This is a genomic window from Methylophilus sp. 42, from assembly GCF_000384155.1.
Taxonomy (GTDB): domain Bacteria; phylum Pseudomonadota; class Gammaproteobacteria; order Burkholderiales; family Methylophilaceae; genus Methylophilus.
Genome location: NZ_KB913031.1, coordinates 454,965 through 473,764, shown reverse-complemented (window position 1 = coordinate 473,764; position 18,800 = coordinate 454,965). Strand labels below are relative to the sequence as shown.

The 18,800-nt window shown below is 52.1% G+C and carries 17 protein-coding genes; 7 read left to right on the top strand and 10 right to left on the bottom strand.

Annotation, left to right across the window (positions count from 1 at the left end; all coding sequences use genetic code 11):
- Both MET42_RS0102160 and MET42_RS0102155 read right to left on the bottom strand, forming a co-directional pair.
- Entirely contained in the window at positions 1-612 is a 612-nt protein-coding gene (locus MET42_RS0102160; RefSeq protein ID WP_019881088.1) for a DJ-1/PfpI family protein, read from the bottom strand.
- A 10-nt stretch (positions 613-622) separates the two neighbouring features.
- Complete coding sequence (locus MET42_RS0102155) at positions 623-856, bottom strand: hypothetical protein (protein ID WP_019881087.1); 234 nt, start codon at positions 854-856, stop codon at positions 623-625.
- Positions 857-964: 108 nt separating this feature from the next.
- Here MET42_RS0102155 and MET42_RS0102150 point away from each other — a divergent pair, with 108 nt between their 5' ends.
- Entirely contained in the window at positions 965-2,377 is a 1,413-nt protein-coding gene (locus MET42_RS0102150) for a PLP-dependent aminotransferase family protein (RefSeq protein ID WP_232411238.1), read from the top strand.
- Positions 2,378-2,406: 29 nt separating this feature from the next.
- Here the strand turns inward: MET42_RS0102150 and cobC are convergent, their stop codons facing one another.
- The 4 genes from cobC to MET42_RS0102130 form a co-directional block, all read right to left on the bottom strand.
- The gene (gene cobC / locus MET42_RS0102145; protein ID WP_019881085.1) at positions 2,407-2,973 is read right to left on the bottom strand and encodes an alpha-ribazole phosphatase; all 567 of its coding nucleotides are present in this window, start codon (positions 2,971-2,973) and stop codon (positions 2,407-2,409) included.
- The gene (locus tag MET42_RS0102140) at positions 2,970-3,761 is read right to left on the bottom strand and encodes an adenosylcobinamide-GDP ribazoletransferase (RefSeq protein ID WP_019881084.1); all 792 of its coding nucleotides are present in this window, start codon (positions 3,759-3,761) and stop codon (positions 2,970-2,972) included. The genes cobC and MET42_RS0102140 overlap by 4 nt, the downstream gene beginning before the upstream one ends.
- Positions 3,758-4,804 (bottom strand): nicotinate-nucleotide--dimethylbenzimidazole phosphoribosyltransferase, encoded by a 1,047-nt coding sequence (gene cobT, locus MET42_RS0102135; RefSeq protein WP_029512295.1) that lies wholly within the window; start codon positions 4,802-4,804, stop codon positions 3,758-3,760. Before cobT ends, MET42_RS0102140 begins: the two co-directional genes overlap by 4 nt.
- A 125-nt stretch (positions 4,805-4,929) precedes the next feature.
- On the bottom strand, positions 4,930-6,390 hold the full coding sequence (locus tag MET42_RS0102130; protein ID WP_019881082.1) for a DegQ family serine endoprotease: 1,461 nt from the start codon (positions 6,388-6,390) through the stop codon (positions 4,930-4,932).
- A 209-nt stretch (positions 6,391-6,599) separates the two neighbouring features.
- On the opposite strand from MET42_RS0102130, the gene MET42_RS0102125 reads away from it, so the two are divergent.
- Complete coding sequence (locus MET42_RS0102125) at positions 6,600-7,742, top strand: HPP family protein (RefSeq protein WP_029512294.1); 1,143 nt, start codon at positions 6,600-6,602, stop codon at positions 7,740-7,742.
- On the opposite strand, the gene MET42_RS0102120 is transcribed toward MET42_RS0102125, so the two are convergent.
- The gene (locus MET42_RS0102120; RefSeq protein ID WP_019881080.1) at positions 7,739-8,197 is read right to left on the bottom strand and encodes a DUF2721 domain-containing protein; all 459 of its coding nucleotides are present in this window, start codon (positions 8,195-8,197) and stop codon (positions 7,739-7,741) included. The two genes, MET42_RS0102125 and MET42_RS0102120, sit on opposite strands and share 4 nt — an antisense overlap.
- A 308-nt stretch (positions 8,198-8,505) precedes the next feature.
- Here MET42_RS0102120 and MET42_RS0102115 point away from each other — a divergent pair, with 308 nt between their 5' ends.
- Positions 8,506-11,088: a chemotaxis protein CheW gene (locus tag MET42_RS0102115; protein ID WP_019881078.1), complete on the top strand. Its 2,583-nt coding sequence runs from the start codon at positions 8,506-8,508 to the stop codon at positions 11,086-11,088.
- 29 nt (positions 11,089-11,117) lie between these two features.
- Positions 11,118-13,253, top strand: coding sequence for a bifunctional diguanylate cyclase/phosphodiesterase (locus MET42_RS0102110; protein WP_019881077.1), 2,136 nt, complete (start codon positions 11,118-11,120; stop codon positions 13,251-13,253).
- 21 nt (positions 13,254-13,274) lie between these two features.
- On the opposite strand, the gene sbmA is transcribed toward MET42_RS0102110, so the two are convergent.
- Positions 13,275-14,507, bottom strand: coding sequence for a peptide antibiotic transporter SbmA (gene sbmA / locus MET42_RS0102105; RefSeq protein WP_019881076.1), 1,233 nt, complete (start codon positions 14,505-14,507; stop codon positions 13,275-13,277).
- A gap of 131 nt (positions 14,508-14,638) precedes the next feature.
- A complete protein-coding gene (locus MET42_RS0102100) occupies positions 14,639-15,019 on the bottom strand; it encodes a hypothetical protein (RefSeq protein WP_019881075.1) in 381 nt (126 codons plus the stop codon).
- Between the two features lie 211 nt (positions 15,020-15,230).
- Between MET42_RS0102100 and MET42_RS0102090 the strand changes: the two genes are divergently transcribed.
- Positions 15,231-16,253, top strand: coding sequence for a trypsin-like peptidase domain-containing protein (locus MET42_RS0102090; protein WP_019881073.1), 1,023 nt, complete (start codon positions 15,231-15,233; stop codon positions 16,251-16,253).
- Between the two features lie 108 nt (positions 16,254-16,361).
- Complete coding sequence (locus MET42_RS0102085; RefSeq protein ID WP_019881072.1) at positions 16,362-17,153, top strand: MipA/OmpV family protein; 792 nt, start codon at positions 16,362-16,364, stop codon at positions 17,151-17,153.
- A 30-nt stretch (positions 17,154-17,183) separates the two neighbouring features.
- On the opposite strand, the gene MET42_RS0102080 is transcribed toward MET42_RS0102085, so the two are convergent.
- Complete coding sequence (locus MET42_RS0102080; protein WP_019881071.1) at positions 17,184-18,104, bottom strand: PHB depolymerase family esterase; 921 nt, start codon at positions 18,102-18,104, stop codon at positions 17,184-17,186.
- A gap of 94 nt (positions 18,105-18,198) precedes the next feature.
- Between MET42_RS0102080 and MET42_RS0102075 the strand changes: the two genes are divergently transcribed.
- Complete coding sequence (locus MET42_RS0102075) at positions 18,199-18,798, top strand: NTP transferase domain-containing protein (RefSeq protein WP_019881070.1); 600 nt, start codon at positions 18,199-18,201, stop codon at positions 18,796-18,798.
- The last annotated feature ends 2 nt before the right edge of the window (positions 18,799-18,800 follow it).

The following is an 18,800-nucleotide window of genomic DNA, read 5'->3' as shown; positions in this document are numbered from 1 at the left end:
TTAAATTAAAAGCGCTTCGGGCAAATATGGCCTGACATGACTGGCCGCGCTTGCTAAATAGTGTTCCTTTTCGCCCACGGGCGCGACATCATGCAAAGCTTTTTGTGCTGCTTCCAGCCCGGCCTGACGGGCAATCAGCCAAAATGCCAGATATTGTGAGGCCAGGCAACCACCTGCGGTGGCAATATTGCCCCGCGCAAAAAAGGGTTGATCCAGAGTATCGACGCCTAATGCCTGCACCCAGGGTTTAGTCACCAGATCTGTACACGCGGGCAGGCCATTGAGCAAACCGAGCTTGGCCAATATCAACGCACCTGAACACTGCGCACCTATCAATTGCCGATCAGGGTCCAAATGCAAAGATGCCAGCATAGCGCTCTCAGCAATGGCCCGCGTATGGATACCACTACCAATAATCACGGCATCGGCAGCAGAGGCCTCGGCCAAGGAAATATGCGACTCCAAGGCGACTCCATTCATGGATGTCACCCTGGCCGTGGGGCTGGCGATTGAAACACGCCAGCCTGGCTGTTGCACGCGGTTTAATATACCCAGGGCAATCATAGAGTCCAGCTCATTAAAACCGTCAAACGTCAGGATAGCGATATGCATAATATTCTTTCTAGCGCACAGGCAGTAACTGCCCCCGGATCATCACCATAGGTTCCATGACCATAGACTGATGCGACTCAGTACTTGATTCACACGCAGCCCCGACACGCAGGTTGGTCACGCAGACAGATTTGGGCGCTGCGTTGTCATGATCCACCTGGCGAGAAGCTTGACCATAAGAGACATAAGGCAGCACTACCATTATCACGGGCACTGCCAGCAACACCATCACAATGAAACGCATCTTCAGACCTTATTCGATGAAAGTTTAATCACATCTTATCGCTGCATGCATGTACACTACATGTACAATTTAACGATCAATATTAGACACTGTACAGGTCCAAATACCATGCCAGTCACCCAGTCACTGATCACGATTAATCCACAAGACCCGGTGCCACTGGTCGAGCAAGTTGTCAGTGGTGTGAAACAACTGATTGAGCAACGCGTACTGCGTACAGGTACACGCTTACCCTCTATCCGCGACTTTGCCGTGCAACACCACATCAGTCGCTTTACTGTCGTCGATGCTTATGATCGCCTGGTGGCGCTGGGTTATCTGCTGTCACGACGTGGTTCAGGCTTCTATGTCGCCCCCCTCAACAAACCCGAAGAAACCGTTTCAAGCACCTCTTACCTGGACAGGGCCGACGATGTGCTATGGCTGCTGCACAACACATTTAGAGACGTACCGGATGCGGTCAGGCCTGGCTGTGGCTGGCTGCCTAAGGATTGGCTGGATGAAAAGGTCATTCAAAAAAGCCTGAATGAATTATCACGGAAATCGGGGTATTTTTTAACCGGGTATGGTGATGTGAGTGGCTACTTACCGCTGCGGCAACAGCTGGCAAAAAAGAACCTGGCAGATATTGGTATCCATGCAGACGCCCAGCAAATCCTCATGACCAACGGCGCTTCGCATGGCCTGGATTTAGTTGCGCGGCTGTTTATCAAACCAGGCGATGTGGTACTGGTGGACGATCCTGGCTATTACACCTTGTTTGGTTTTTTGAAATCCATGGGCGCGCGCATTATGGGCGTGCCGCGGCTATTGAATGGGCCGGATGTCAGCGCCTTGCAACAACTATTGCAAGAACACCGCCCCAAGTTATTTTTCACCAATACGGTATTGCATAACCCGACCGGCACTAGTACCAGCCTGGCCGTTGCGCACCAGATACTGCAACTGGCTGAAAAATACGGTTTATATATTGTGGAAGATGATATTTATGGCGACTTCCATCCGCAAAATGCCACGCGCCTGGCCGCGCTGGACCAGCTCAACCGCGTCATCTATGTCAGTAGTTACTCCAAAACCATTTCGGCCAGCTTGCGCGTGGGCTTTATTGCCTGCCAGGCCGACCTGGCCAACCGGCTACTCGACCTCAAATTGCTGACCGGCCTCACCAGCTCAGAGATCAACCAGCGTGTGATGTACCAGATTCTGGTCGAAGGCAGGTACCGCAAACATATGGAAAAGGTACGCAGCCAGCTAGAGGTAAAAAGAGCACAGGTGATACGCGCACTGGAAGAATGTGGCTTAAGCATCCATGCCGAACCGGCCGGAGGCATGTTTGTCTGGGCCAAACTGGCTAACGACAACAACGCCGCTGAAGTTGCCAGCGAGGCATCGAAGCAGAACATCATGCTGGCACCCGGCAACCTGTTCAGGCCCTACCAAGAGCCTTCGTCGTGGTTACGCTTTAACGTGGCGCATTGTGAGGATGACAAGGTGTTTGAACTATTAAGAAAGCGCTATTGAGAAAACGCCGGTGAAAAAATACTAGTGCCTTAGCGATTTACAAACTCAATTTTGGGAATCGCACCCGACAGATCCAAGCGTGTCAGGCTGGCATAATCCACATGAAAGCGAAACAGGCCTTTGAGTTGCATATTGAGCACATGCGCGATCAGGGCGCGTATCATGCCGCCGTGCGTGACCACTAACACGTGCTGGCCTGCATGGCGCGCATGCACCTCCTGCAAAAAGTCTACGCCGCGCTGCTGCAAACCGGCAAAGGTTTCGCCATTGGGTGGCGCCAACTCGGCATAGTTCTGCGCCCACACGTCAAACAATTCGCGCGGAATATCGTTCCACGACTGCATCTCCCAATCGCCAAAATGCAGCTCTTTCAGGCGCTCATCGTGCATGATGCCATCGAAACCCAGTGCATGCGCCAGTTTGCTACAACGCTGTAGCGGACTGGCATAGACGGCATCAATCTGCTCATGAATGAGTTTTTGTTTCAGTTGCGACAGCTCACTGGCAAAGTTAACCGAGACATCAATATCGCTCTGCCCATAGCAAATGCCCTCGGCGATTTGCAAACTGGTATGGCGCACTAAAGTCAGTTTCATGCCAGATGCTCCCAGGCCAGCAAGCCCAAATAAAAGGCCACTTCAGTCAATTGTTGGGTGGCACCCAATGTATCGCCAGTATAGCCCTGCAAATGCCGCAGGATCAGGCGACGCCACCACCACCAGACGGTCAGTACAGGTAATCCGGTGATCAGCAAAAACCGCATCGCACTCAACGCAGAATGATTCATGCCCAGCATCAGGCAAAAGCCCAGCCAGCACAACAGGCCAAATGCACTGGCACACCAGATATCCTGTCGCGTCAGCGTCGTCGCCAGCGGTTTGGATTTACCGGCAAAGCGCACATAACTGGCGGTGGCCATGATGGCAACTGCGGCCAGGCGGCTGAGCGCATGCGCAGCAATCAGGGCAAACGGTAAGATCGCCGGGGTAAGCGCAGATAAGGCCTGGAACTTGAACAGCAACATGCCGACCAGCGCAATGGCACCATAACTGCCGAGGCGCGAGTCCTGCATGATCTCCAGCTTGCGCGCGCGATCCATACCGCCACCGAGGCCATCGGCACTATCTGCCAGGCCATCCTCATGAAAAGCGCCAGTCAGATAAATAGTCATCGCCATGCTAGATAACACCGCCAAGGCTGGCGGCAACACCCAGCTCGCCAGCCACCAAGTGATAGCGGCCAGCAGGCCAATCAATACACCAACCAGCGGGAAATACCTGGCGGCGTGATTAAGATCAGACTCCTGAAAATCTGCCACTGCAGGCACGGGCAGCCGTGTAAAAAAACCGACGGCCAGCACAAAATAGCGCCATTGCAGCTTCACTGTATCTGTCCACTGACACCAGCACTTTCAAAGCTGGCCATTTCATTGAGGAAAGCCACGGCAGACTGCAGCAAGGGATAAGCCAGTACGGCACCAGTCCCCTCACCCAAACGTAGCGAAAGATGCAACAAGGGCTGTGCATTGAGATGTGACAACATCATGCTATGCCCGCTTTCATCAGAGCAGTGCGCAAACACACAATAATCCACCACTTGCGGATAAAGCTTGGCAGCCACCAACAAGGCAGAGGTGGCAATAAAACCATCAATCAGCAACGTCGTTCTGGCCTCGGCGGCAGCCAGCAGCGCGCCCACCATCATGGCAATTTCAAAACCACCAAACGCCGCCAATGCCTGCAACGGTTCATCGGCCGAAACATGGTGCATCTGCAAGGCAGAGGTGAGGACAGAGAGCTTGTGCTGCAAACCTTTGTCGCTCAAGCCAGTGCCGCGGCCGACACACTGATGCATAGGCAAGCCGCACAGTACGCTCATCAGGCAACTGGCACTAGATGTATTCCCTATGCCCATCTCACCCAACGCCAGCACCTTACAGCCCTGCGCAATCGCATCACGCGCAATTTGCGCACCACGCGTAATCGCTTGTGCACATTGGTCTGCCGTCATGGCAGGCTGATGCCGGAAATTTTCTGTGCCCATGCCCAATTTTGCATCGATCAGCAGCGGGTGCGGCTGGAACACGGCATTAACGCCACTATCTACCACGTGCAAATCAAAGCTGTGCTGACGTGCGAACACATTAATCGCCGCGCCGCCATTGAGAAAATTGAGCACCATTTGCGCAGTGACCGCCTGCGGATAAGGGCTTACCCCTTCTTCCACAATACCGTGATCACCCGCAAACACCAACATGGTCGGCTGCTGCAACACCGGTTGTTCGGTCTGCTGTATTAAGCCCAACTGCATGGCCAGGGTTTCCAGACGCCCCAATGCGCCCAGTGGTTTGGTTTTTTGATTAATGTGATTCACCAGTGCAGCTTGCAAGGGTGCGTTCTGAGTAGGCTCAATATGAAATGTCTGCATAGTTTATTATTTTACCGAGCAAAAACGAAAGCGTAGCAGAATTATGCAATGCCTGGCCCGAATTTGCCCAGCGCAAAAAAAGCCCCGCAATTGCGGGGCAAGGCTCGAAGGATCACACGCAAAAATCAACTAATCTTCACCGGCACATAAATTTTGCTGTCACCTCGCATCACCAGCAACGCCACGTTCTTCACGTTTTGCGACAACTTGTCATGCAACTGGCTCACGTTTTTAACCTGGTCACCATTCACCGCCAGGATCACATCGCCTGGCTGTATGCCTGCCAACGCCGCAGGGCCTTTAGCAACCTCTTCAACCAGCAACCCTTGCTTGAGCTGCGTTTGTGCCAACTCTTGCGAGGTCAGCGGGCGCACGCTGACGCCCAGTTTAGATTGCTGACTATCTGGCACTGTCGCCGGGCCGGCTTGCGCCGCTTGCATTTCATCGATACGCACAGACAATTTCTTCAATTGCTTGTTGCGCCAGACCTCCATACCGACCGTGCTGCCCGGCTTCACATTCGCTACCATGGGTGGCAAATCGCTGGAGCGGTCTATGCTTTGACCATTGAATTTGACGATCACATCGCCAGGTTCCAGGCCTGCTTTATCAGCCGGACCATTTTTCTCAATATTGCTCACCAGCGCACCACTCGGTGACGGCAAACCAAACGAACTGGCCAGATCCTGGTTAATCGATTGCACACCAATGCCTAAGCGACCACGGCTGACTTTGCCTTTTTCCAGCAATTGCTGCTCAATCCCCATGGCAACATCAATCGGTATAGCGAATGACAAGCCCTGATAGCCGCCACTGCGACTGTAAATTTGCGAGTTGATACCAATCACTTCGCCATTGAGGTTAAACAGTGGCCCACCTGAGTTGCCCGGGTTAATCGCCACATCGGTTTGCAGGAAAGGTACATAGCCCTCGTCTGGCAGTGCGCGCGACTTGGCCGAAATAATGCCCGCCGTCACCGTGTTATCAAAACCGAATGGCGAACCGATCGCCACTACCCAGTCACCGACATTGCTGTTTTTGGTGCTGCCGATATGCACGGTTGGCAAGTCCTTGGCCTCAATTTTCAGTACGGCAACATCGGTTAATTTATCCACGCCAATCACCTTGGCCTGAAATTCACGCTTGTCAGACAGTTTTACCGTCACCACATCCGCTTTGTCGACCACATGCGCATTAGTCAGGATCACGCCATCAGACTTGACGATAAAGCCTGAACCCAGGCCGTTCATAGGCGTTTCGGTTTGTGGCAGGTTGGGTTGAAAACGACGGAACAATTCAAACATCGGGTCGTTAGGATCCACACCCGGAATACCAGCGGTTTTCACCGTACCGGTGACGCTGATATTGACTACAGCCGCTCCCTGGCTAGAAGCAATGCTGGCAAAGTTAGGCAACGTAATATAGGCGCTTGGCGCCGTCATGGTTTTTGCCGATACCGGTGCCGTGGCCTGCGCATGATTCACCAGCGTATTTCCTTTGATAAAGTAGCCTGCGCCGAACAAAGCGGCCACCGCCAATGGTACGGTCACCCAATGCGTGAGTCTTGATTGTAAAAACGATTGCATCACAACGTCCTTTCTTGCTTTTTTAATATTGGCGCTTCACTGAAAGTGCCTCTGCGCAGTATGAGCGGTAAAAGCGCTTTGAAGTTTCACTGTTTTTGTATCCTCATGTATCGGGCTGACAAAAGTCCCTGGCACTGACGACCATGGGGTAGAAACAGGAAAATGTATTGATCGTGATACACTGCACTTTTTGCTTTTTTGACCGTGCAATGGCAGATTTACCGTCTTTCTTAAGGCCTTACTGGCCACGCCGCATGACTGGCACGCTACGCGATTATGCGCGGGCGGCCATGGGTGCCGGATTAGGGATTTTGTGTACCGGGCTGATTGCCCTGAATGTAGTGCCAGGAGACTGGCATAGCGCAGTGTTTTTAATTGCACCCATGGGCGCCTCCGCCGTCATCCTGTTTTGCTTGCCATCCAGCCCGCTGGCACAACCATGGGCCATCCTGGCAGGCAATACCGTGTCGGCGTTGGCAGGGGTATTTTTCACGCAATTATTACCGCAACAACTGGTGTTCGCCGCGGCACTGGCAATGCTCAGTGCGATCGCGCTCATGTTTGCGCTGCGCTGCCTGCACCCGCCCAGTGGCGCGGTCGCCCTGACTGCCGTGTTAGGTGGTGAGGCCATTCACAACCTGGGCTACAGTTTTATCTGGTGGCCGGTACTGGCGAACAGTATCTTGCTGGTACTCACCGCCTGGCTTTACCATACATTGACTGGCTATCGTTATCCCGCCGCGCATCACGAGCACGCGCCAAATTCACCCACGCATATGCACTACCAGTTTGGCTTCAGGCAGGAAGACTTGCAGACCGCGCTGGGACAATTCCATGAAGTGCTGGACATTCACCCGGAGCAACTGCAAAGCCTGCTGGAACAAACCGAGCTGATCGCCTACAAGCGCAAACTGGAAGCCATTGAATGTCGGGAAATCATGCGCCCGGTCTCGACGACCCTTGAGTTTGGCGATGCGCTGGAAACAGCCTGGCAATTGATACTCAAACAACCTGAGCCCGCGATTCCGGTGGTCAACAAAGCACAACTGGTGATAGGCCTGTTGAGCGTATCCGACTTTATGCGCCACGCCAAGGCAGAAAGCTATCGCGAAGTGGCGCCTGCGCTCAAACGCCTGATCCGCTGGTCGCCCACCACACACAGCGACAAACCAGAAGTGGTCGGCCAGATCATGACCACCCCGGCCATTACCATCACCGAACATATGCACCTCATGCATACCATCCCGCTGATGACCAGCCATCATTTGCAATTACTGCCAGTGGTCGATGCGTCTAACAAGCTGGTCGGCATCCTAACGCAAACCGATGTGATTCGCGCCCTTTATCGCTAGGCCTTTGATGACTGCGGCTGCGCAGGTTTTTCGCGCTGCTGAAACGGCACAATCACTTCGCGGGATGCCAGCACAATTTCGCGCAAAAAGCACAGCAGGCCCAAAATCAGCGAAGCCATCGAAATAATAAACGACACCATCACCAGGTGCGGTAGTCGCAAACCCGTCTCGACTGAAATAAACATACTGGCAATCGACACACAAATACACAAAGCAGCAAAAGTGGCCAGACCAATCGCCCGCCGCAACCATTTGGTACGGCGCACAATAATCCGCAATTCATCTTTAAAGCGCTCACGTTTTTCTTCCGGCGTATCGGTCAAATAACGGGCACGGTCTATCGAGCGACCCAAGCGCCCAATCAGCACGCCCAAAATCGAGCCGATACCGGTCAATAAAAATACTGGCGCCACCGCATCACGGATGGCCTCAGAGACGCTGTGAATTTCAATCATGGTATTAATCATAGAAGAGATGCCACTAAAATCAGAAAATTAGGCACCAATACCCGCACTGTTTTGGTTATTGACGCACTAGAAAAAGGCATGGAGAAGTTAATTTCTTGAAAAAGAGGTGATTTAAAGGCCAGTTCAATACTTGATAAGCGATTTTTACGCCATCTTCACGACATTTATGGCCTTAATATTGTAATAAAAGCATTTTTCTTGCCATTGTTTTTCAATTTGAACCACCCAAACGGGAACCATTTTTGCTGTATCTGCCCTGGCAACAATAAAATATGTATAGGGAAAGAGGCAACAAGATGCACCCGCAACCGTTAACCGAGGATTTGGCTAACCACTTCAAGAAGGTCAATGACTTTCGTTCAAACATCTACCAACTGCAGCACGCCTGGGATAGCCTGGCACTGATGGCACAACTGTCCGGCACCGGCTCCGAAATGGAAGAAACCCGCAGTGCGTTTAATACCATTTCTAACGATGTGTTACGGCATTTATCGCAGGAAACCCTGCACAAAACAGCTGCGCAACTGTCTTCAAAAGCATTTGAGATTATCAATTTACTGGTACGTAACCTGTTTGAGCGTACGGCAGACATCGGATTTTTCGCTACCGATAATGAGGTGCGTGACTATCTGGAGAAACAGGCTGCGGATATCCTGGAAGACGCCGACCAGGCAAGTATCGAGTTTCGCTTTCAGGAATACCAGAAGAAATACACCGTCTACGACAATATTGTGCTGTTTGATGAAGAAGGCCAGTTACTGCATCAACTGGATGACACGCAGACCACCCTGTTCCACTACCACCCGATTGTGGCCCTGGCGCGGCAATCAACAGCGCCGTATGTAGAGCGTTTTTATGAAACAGATATCGGCGGCAAGCTGCATAAATCACTGGTCTATGCGCACGCCGTACGCAGCCAAGACGGCCACCGCACGCTGGGGGTGCTGTGCCTGTGCTTTAAATTCGTCAACGAGCTGGACACCATCTTTCACAACCTGATTTCGCATAATGACTGGACCATAGGCGTATTGCTGGATGAAGAGCGCAACGTGATTGCCTCCAGCGATCCGTACCAGATTCCGCTGGGCATTTCGCTATGTGTGGATACCGACACGGACTGGTTTATGACGCGCTTTAGCGGGCGCGAATACCTGTGCGTGACCAAACAGTCAGAAGGCTACCAGGGTTATCTGGGGCCAGGCTGGCTGGGCCAGGCCATGATCCCGATAGAGCATGCGTTCAACCAGAGCATTCGCGACATGGTCAATAATATTGATGCGGATATCTTGCGTAAAGTCATGCGTAGCCCGCTGATTTTTTCTGAAAGCCTGCTGAATATCCCCAAGCAGGCCGCCAATATCCAGAGCAAACTGAATCAATCTGTCTGGAACGGTAATATCCGGCAAAGCAATGATGTGAATACCCAGCAGAAAAACTTTTCCAGAAGCCTGCTTTCCGAGATCAGCCATACCGGCCATAAAACGCAGCAGATCATTGAAAACATGGTGTCTGAGCTCTATCAGACCGTGGTGTCGGTGATGCTGGAAAACTCCAGTTTTTATGCGCAGCTGGCGGTAGAAATCATGGACCGCAACCTGTATGAACGTGCCAATGATGTACGTTGGTGGGCGCTCACACACGTTTTTAGGGAGCTGTTAGCACAAACTAGCCTGGCGGATGAAGACAAGCGCAAAGTCACCGACGTGCTGCGCTATATCAATAGCCTATACACCGTATATGACAACCTGATTGTGTTTGATCGCAAGGGTGAGGTCATGGCCGTGTCGAATTCACAATACCAGCAACTAATTGGCACCCAGCTGGCAGATGAATGGGTAGGTCGAACGCGCAGTTGCGCCTCTACACAAGACTACGTGGTCTCCCCGTTTGAACCCACCCCTCTCTACAATAACAAACACACTTACATTTATGCCGCGCCTATACGGCATCTGGATGGTAGCAGTATCGTCGGTGGCATTGCCATCGTATTCGACAGCGCACCGCAATTCCAGGCCATGCTGCGCGACGTAATTCCACGAGACAAGGCAGATACGCCGGTCAATGGCAGCTTCACCTTGTTTGTGAACGAACAACTCAATGTCATTTCAAGCACGCATAAAGACTTTGCCATGGGCGAAGTTTTTGAACTGATGCCCGCCATTAGTAAGCTTAAAGAGGGCGAGCAGCTATTTGATATTGCGATTTACCAGAATACCTATTATGCCGTTGGCGCGCGCGCAGCCTATGGCTACCGTGAATTCAAGAGCGAGCAAGATAGCTACCGCAACAAGGTGGTTGCGCTGATTTTCACGCCTCTGGGCAAGGAGGATGAAATCAATCAGCGTATCTACGCCGAGGCGCAAGTCATCCACAACAAATTTAACCCCAACCTGTTTGCGCAGTCCGGGCAGGACTGCCAGGAATATGCCACCTTCTACGTTGGTGACTCATGGATGGGCATAGAAGCACGCTTTGTGCGCGAGGCGATTGATGAAGACCAGCTGCGCACCTTGCCTGAATCTGCACCGTTTATTGCAGGCATGCACGCCTACCGTGGAGAGGTGATTCCGGTGATTGACCTGGCACGCATGCTGGGACATCCGCACTATTTCACGGATTACCGGCAAATCATCGTCATTGAAGACAAAACCGCCTCGCTCAGATTTGGCCTGTTTGTCTCTGCCCTGGGCGAAATCCCTTATCTGGCACCAACGCAGATTCAGCCGATGAATACCTTTTTCCGGGGTGCCAGCCACAACCCGGGCATTGCCATTGCCAATATCGCCCAAAACAGCATGCTGACCCTGATCACCGCACAAAGCCTGTGGGACAAAGTGCTTTCCGTGCGTTCACAATCCGCTGAACAGGTGTATGCCTGATGAATAGTCAGACGACCCTTTTTGGAATCATGCAAAACGACATCATGGAATCCTTACTCACCGCGCAGCAACAGCGATTGCTGGATACGCTGCTGGACAATCTGGATGGCATGATTTACCGCTGCCTGTACGACAGCAACTGGACCATGATTTACGTGAGCAAGGGGTGCGAAACCCTGACCGGCTATCCGGCACCAGACTTGCTGCTCAACAAAACCACTTCTTACGAAATCATCACCCATCCAGATGACAGGGAAAAAGCACGCACCACGATTGATGCAGCCATTCAAAAAGGCGAGCGTTTTGAGCTGGAGTACCGCATCATACGCGCCAATGGCGACATCACCTGGGTGACCGAACGCGGCAGTGCCGTATTTGATAACGATGGTAAGCCGGTGGCGCTGGAAGGCATCATCCAGGACATCAGTTGCCGCAAACGCATTGAGCACGAACTATTCAGCACTGAGCAAAAATACCGCTCCATGTTTGAAAACTCAACGCTGGGCATGTTCCAGACGACAGAGTCCGGCACCTACCTTAATGCCAACCCTGCGCTGGCCAAACTCTACGGCTATGCTTCTCCACAAGCACTGATCAGCGACCTCAACAATATCAGCACCCAGCTTTATGTGGCCGAACACAGACGTGGCGAATTTACCGAAGCCATCCGCGCACAAGGCCGGGTCCATAACTTTGAATCCGAGGTTTACCGGCTGAATGGTGAAGCGATCTGGATCTCAGAGAATGCCCATGCTGTGTGTGACCCACAAGGCCAGATCCTTTATTACGAAGGCACGGTAGAAGACATTACCGACCGTAAAAACCATGAGCTGCAAATCCGCCAGTTGGCCGTTACCGATAACCTGACTGGCTTGCTCAATCGCCATGCCTTCAGTGGCAAACTGGCCAGCCTGATTGCCGAGGCCGATAAGATACAAAACAAGATTGCCATTGCGTTTATCGACCTCGATCACTTCAAACTGATTAACGATACCCTGGGTCACCGCGCCGGCGACAAACTGCTGGAAAATGTCGCGCAAAGGCTGATCCAGAGCACACGGCCCACAGATGCCATTGTGCGCTTTGGCGGTGACGAATTTGTCATGCTCTACCCTGGTTTGCGCGTAGCTGAGGATGCCGAGCCATTGCTGGCACGGGTGATGGAGGCTATTTCGCAACCGATTGCCATTGGCGACTATGTATTCAACATGACTTGCAGCGTCGGCGTCAGCATTTATCCCGACCATGCCAAAGAGATAGACGCCCTGCTCAGTTGCGCCGACTCGGCCCTTTACAGCGCCAAAAATGCAGGCAAGAACAAGGTACAAATGTTCAGCGGCATCCTGGCGCAACAACTGGGAGAACGCAACGAAATTGAATATGGCCTGGGCCACGCCATGCAGCGACAGGAACTCATGCTGTATTACCAGCCGCAAATCAATATGCAACACGGCAATATCAGCGCCCTGGAAGCGCTGATCCGCTGGCAGCACCCGGAGCGCGGACTGATTCCACCCGACCAGTTTATTCCTGTCGCCGAAGAAACCGGCCATATTTTTGCCATTGGTGAATGGGTATTGCAGACCGCCTGCCAGAAGATCAAGTCCATGCAAACCGAGTGGGGTTATATGGTGCCAATTGCGGTCAATGTATCGCCTATCCAGTTCCTGCGCGGCAACCTGGTCGAAACCGTACAACGCGTATTACGACAGGAGCGCGTTCCGCCACACCTGATTACACTGGAAGTCACCGAGAATGCCCGCTTCAAGGATGAAGCCATGTTCACACGCACACTGGAGCAGCTGAAACGCTTAGGCGTGTGTATTGCCATTGACGATTTTGGCATCGGCTACTCGAATATGGCCTATCTCAAAAACTACCCGATTGACGAGTTAAAAATCGACAAGGCCTTTGTGCAAGACCTGGAACAAAGCGTGACTAACGGCAACATTTTGCTGGCGCTGATTAACCTGGGCAAAAGTTTGCATAAATCGGTCACGGCGGAAGGTATAGAAACCGAATACCAGCACCGGTTTTTACTGCATAGTGGATGTGATGTCGGGCAAGGCTACTATTACAGCCGACCGTTATCGGATGAAGCGCTGGCGCAGTTTATGCGCGAGCAGCAGCCAAAATTCGATCATTTTCAGCAGGTGGCCAGATAATACTGGCCACAGTGCTTTTGACTAGACCGCAGTGTGCTCTACCTCAATCTCAGGTAACGCCTCGTGTTTGATGGCCGCTTCAAATGCGGTCAAACGTTTGTATACCGACAAAAGTTCAACAATCGTGGTCCAGGAATTCACCAGATATTGGAACGAGTTGCTGACTTGTGAGAACGCAGTCAGTATCTGTTGCAGAATACCAAAGGTGATGCGGCCAGCCGCAATTGTCGGCACCAGAATCAGGTAGGCGAAAATATTATCTGCCTGCAAATACAAGCTGCGTGCCACGTTGAAATACATATAGTGAAAATAGAGGCGGAAGTAGTTTTTACGCACATCCATAAACAATGACGTAAGTGTCGCCGGTTGTGCGCGCTCAATATTGTCCTCACCATACACCAGCTCTTTACGGTAGGCGGCTTCGACACGTTGATTCCTGAATTCCAGCCCCGGCAACTTAATCCCCACGGCGGCCAGTAATAAAGTACCGAACACCGACCAGGCAATCGCCGACGTAAACAACGGCGCGGGCACGGCACCAAACACCGGCAATTCGCTGACATAAGAAGACAGGCTCCACAGCACAGGCAAAAACGCGAATAGCGTCATGATCGCCTCCACCATGGACACACCCAGGCCTTCCATAATAGTGGCAAAACGCATGGTGTCTTCCTGCACCCGTTGCGAGGCGCCTTCAATGCGACGCACCTGTGACCACTGACTGGTATAAAAATCGTTCATCGCCGTACGCCAGCGGAAAATATAATGGCTGACAAAGAAACGCGTGATGACATAGATAAAAATCGCCACGAACGCAATTTCGGCAAACTGTAGCATCAAGGTATAAAGCTCGGCTGTGGTCACCTTGGAGTTGGGCGACAAGGCGGCCTGCACGCCATCAAAGAACGGCCTGCGCCAGTTATTAATCGCCACTGATACTTGCACCGAGTAGTAAGTCGAAAACAGGATGAATGCCGAGCCGACGATAGACCACCATTGCCAACGGCTGGGTTTAAGCTTAAACCAGGCCAGCGCAAACAGGGCCACACTCACAGCATAATAGCCATAAAACAATTTGAAGGAATCGGTCACAAAATGACCCAGACCAATCACAGGCTGCTCTTCGGCCAATGACAATCCAAACACAGCGCCAATGGCGGCAGAAAACTCAAACCAGACACCACAGCAAATAGTCGCCCACACAATGACAGAAGGCCAGAACCAGCGAGAATCAGGGAAAAAGGATTTAAACATAGCGCTTTCTTTGACGGTGTTTGTTTAGATGTGTTGAGAAGTCATTTGCTGCCAGTGTATTGGCTCTTGAAAAGACCTGCAACAAAAAAGCCTCCGTGTGGAGGCTTTATCTGTTCAAAGACATGTGGATGCTAGATGCGATTACCGCGGAAGCAGCACCCCAGCGGGGTATTGGCAGTGTAACTGGCCTTTAACACTATCGCATGCGGTTTGATTGCTGAATGCTTTTGTTGCACATGCTTTTTGTAAACAGCCGGTTTTTTCATGGCAGTCTGCTTATCTTCATCGACTTTACTTTCATCTACCGCCGCCACTTTTACCGCAGGCGCTAAGGTGTTCGACGCAACCACGACTTCAGCAGCCTCTGGCTTTGCCACCACCTGCGTCGACTGAACGCTACTCAGCAAAGGGTTATTGTCAGCCGGAGCTTCGTGCTCGAAAGTAATCATCATCAAGGCAAGCATGTTTAAAAAAATCAGCTTGGGTAACATATAGGACTTGGTTCGTTGCATTTTTAATACTCAATTTCGTCTCAGGCTATCTCATGCGCTATGTTAGAGGGCCTGGGCTGGCTGAATAAGTGGGCAGGTGCCGATTTACCTGTCAGAAAACGCCTACAAAATAACTATCACGGAAAACATTTACGCGATATTCTGGTCAGAGTGCTCAGACTCGTGCATGATGCATGATCAGAACGATTGGCCTTTGTCGATGGGAGCCTGTATGAAACGGTTATTGTTATTGCTGATAATGTGGACAGGGCTTGGGCAGGTGCACGTGCAGGCACAACCTAGCATCGTCGATACACTTGAATTAGGCCACTCGATTGTGATGGTCACCACCGACATGCCGGGCGGCTCCAATGGCCGGGGCTCGGGCGTGGTGGTCAGCCCGGAATACGTGGCCACCAACTGTCATGTCATCGCCAACAGCAATGGCGCCAATATTGCCAAGTTCCGTGATGGCTATCGGCCTATTGCGCTCAAAGCCAACTGGAAGCGCGATGTATGTTTACTCAAATTTGATCCCTTGCCGTTTAAACCACTCCCCATGCGCGACAGCAAAACGCTGCAATACGAAGAGGAAGTGTTTAGCCTGAGCTTTCCGGCCGCGGCGCCTGTACCGCAACTGTCTTATGGCAATATCAAAGGCATTTATCCTTACGATGGCAGCATGATTGTGCGCACGAATGCCTCTTTCTTGATGGGCTCCAGTGGCGGCGCCCTGTTTGACCAAAATTTCAACCTGATCGGGCTCACTACCTTCAAGAGCCCAGGACACCAGGCGTTTTACTACAGCCTACCCGCTGAATGGATTAAAGAGCTGATGGACGCACCTGAAGTTATTTCATTGAAAACCAATGAAGTGCCGTTCTGGGCATTGCCACTAGAACAACGGCCCTACTTTATGCAGGTGGTGATTCCTTACCAGAACGGCGACTGGGCTAATCTGAAGTCGATTGCCAGCCAATGGGCGAAGCAAGAGCCAACTTCGGCCGATGCCTGGTATTTTCTAGGGCTAGCAGAAGAAGGCCTGCAACAATACGCCGAGGCTGAGCAAGATCTCAAACATGCTTATGACTTGAACCAGCGCGACTATGACGCCATGCTGGCGTTATCGCGCGTGGCATTTACGCAAAAAGACCTGACTACCTTGCAGTCACTGCAACCGGCGATCAGCGCAGTGGATAAAGACCAGGGCGAAAAAGTCACGCAGCAAATTATTCAACTGAAACAAGGCAGTTAACACGCCGTGTTAAGTTTGTGAAACAGGCCAGAAAATATCTTGCTTGCGGGAACTCTCTCAGGCAAATGCTGTTCAAGCATGCAGCGCATAACAATAATGGATACACACATGATGAAACACGCAGTAACACGCACCACCACCGGGCTGACCATCGCCTTATTTAGTGCCATGGCAGAAGCTGAGTCTCGCATAGATCGACAAACTGAAACGGCCGTGCCCAGAGCACAAAACTTATACGGCATAGGCGTAGGCGTCTTGCCCAAGACCTCAGGCTCTGATGAGTACCGCGTACTTGCATTGCCAATTATCAATGCCAACTATGGTGATCGCTTTTTCATCAATGCATTACAAGCAGGTGTCTGGCTGCTGGACAGTGATGACCAGCGTGTGCGCTTTGGGCTGTCTGCTGAAGCCAAATTTGGCTGGGATGCCAGCAAAGGTGACCGGACTCGTGGCATGCATGACCGCGATTTCTCCATATTTGTCGGCCCATTACTGCGCTGGCAAACTGACTATGGCACCTTTAATGCACAATGGACGGCCGATGCCAGTGGCAACAGCAATGGCCAGCAAGTTCAGTTGCAATACATTAAAAGCCTGGTTCGCGCGCCGCAATTACGGTTGAACGGCGTGATTGGTGCCACCTGGAACAACCAGAAGTTTAATGACTATTATTTTGGCATCGACAGCAGCGAAGCCACGGTCAGTCGCCCGGTTTACCGCGCAGGGTCTGGGGTTGAATGGCAAGCTGGGGTCAATGGCATGATGCCAGCGTTCAAAGACCACTCCCTTTTATTTGGCGCCTTTGTGACGCGACTGAGCAACGCACAACATAACAGCCCGATTACCGAAACCAGAATCCAGCCGATGGCCTATGTCGGCTACAGTATTCCTTTTTAACTCACCCGTTTTTAACTCAGCTAGCGGCGGCTAACGGCGGCCGTTAGCGTTAAAAAACTGCCAGATCACATCATTGGCAGAGATCGCATCCGAACCAGCCTGCCCACCACGCGGTTTACTGCCTCCGGGCCAGGAATGGCCGCCAGTATCCGTAACGCACAGCTGCACTGGGGCCAGTCCGCCACGGTGGATTTCGCAATAAGCGCCGGGCACATCCAGGATGCGCTCGGCCTGGCTATTGGCCTGGTTGAGCTGCACCCACTTCTGTATCGTCGCTGGCACTGAGTTAAAACTCACATCAACCATGGACTGCTGACCTTTGCCGCCATTAAACGGCACATGGTCATCGTCTTTGGCATGGATATGCAGCACCGCTACCGGCTTGGCAGGCTGGCAGCGTTGGGTATTGTCGGTGCCAGCGACCGAGGCGATGGCACTCACGGTGTCAGATAGCTCACAAGCCAATCGGTAGCTCATCATGCCGCCATTCGACATGCCATCGACAAAAATGCGTTTGGCATCGACATTGGCACGTTGCTGCATGTCCTGGATGATGGCACGGATAACAGCTACATCATCACTCTGCTTTTTAACCGCCGGGCCACAGCAATTGCCCGCATTCCAGGTCGCAAACTTGCCACCCGGCAGGCGGCTGTAGCCATTAGGGAACACCACAATATAACCGTATTTTTCAGCGGCCGACACTTGGTGGTAAAAACGCTCATTGGCCTGCACTTGCATATTACCCAGGCCACCATGTAGCACCAGCACCATAGGCAAGGCCGGCCCAGACAGTGCCTGCTTGGGCACATGGACCAGATAAGGACGCTGCTCTCCGTTCACAGTCACGGCAAATTCATCATCACCCGCCGCAAGACCGGCCCACACCAGCGCAGGAAAAGTCAGCAAGCCCAGCAACACAGGGTAATATAATCGTTTAGGCAACATCATAGATACTCCAGACAAGCGTATGGAAAGCATACATGAACGCGCCAGTGAAGTGAGTTGTTGACCGCTTTAGCTCAATCGATGCATGAACAGAAATATGACACCACTTGCCCCCATACAACAACCGGTCGTCGGCTTATTGCTGGCAGGTGGCTTTTCACGCCGCTTTGGCGCGCAGAACAAACTGCTACAACCACTCGCCGATGGACAATTAATGGCGCTGAGTGCAGCGCAAGCTTTAATTCAAGCGTTGCCGAACAGCATTGCGGTGATACGTGCCTATGAGTCGCCGCTCACTGGCCAGCTCATGTCACTGGGATTTAAGGTAGTGACTTGTGAAGAACAGCATCAACAGATGGCAGACAGCCTGAAATTAGGGGTTGTCACGGCACAAACGCACTTTCCACACCTATCCGGACTGGTCATTGCGCTGGCAGATATGCCATACATTCAGGCAGCAACCATTACGCGCGTCGCGCAACAACTGACGCAAACACGACTGGTGCAGCCCATGTTTCAGGGCCAACCCGGGCACCCGGTTGGCTTTACCAGTGACCTGATACCGGAGTTACTGCTGGTCGAGGGAGACCAGGGCGCGCGTGAAGTGTTGCGCGCGCATCAGGCCGAGATTTTAAGATTTGAATGCCAGGATGCAGGCATCTTAAAGGATATTGATACCCCTGCAGACCTGGCGTGAGC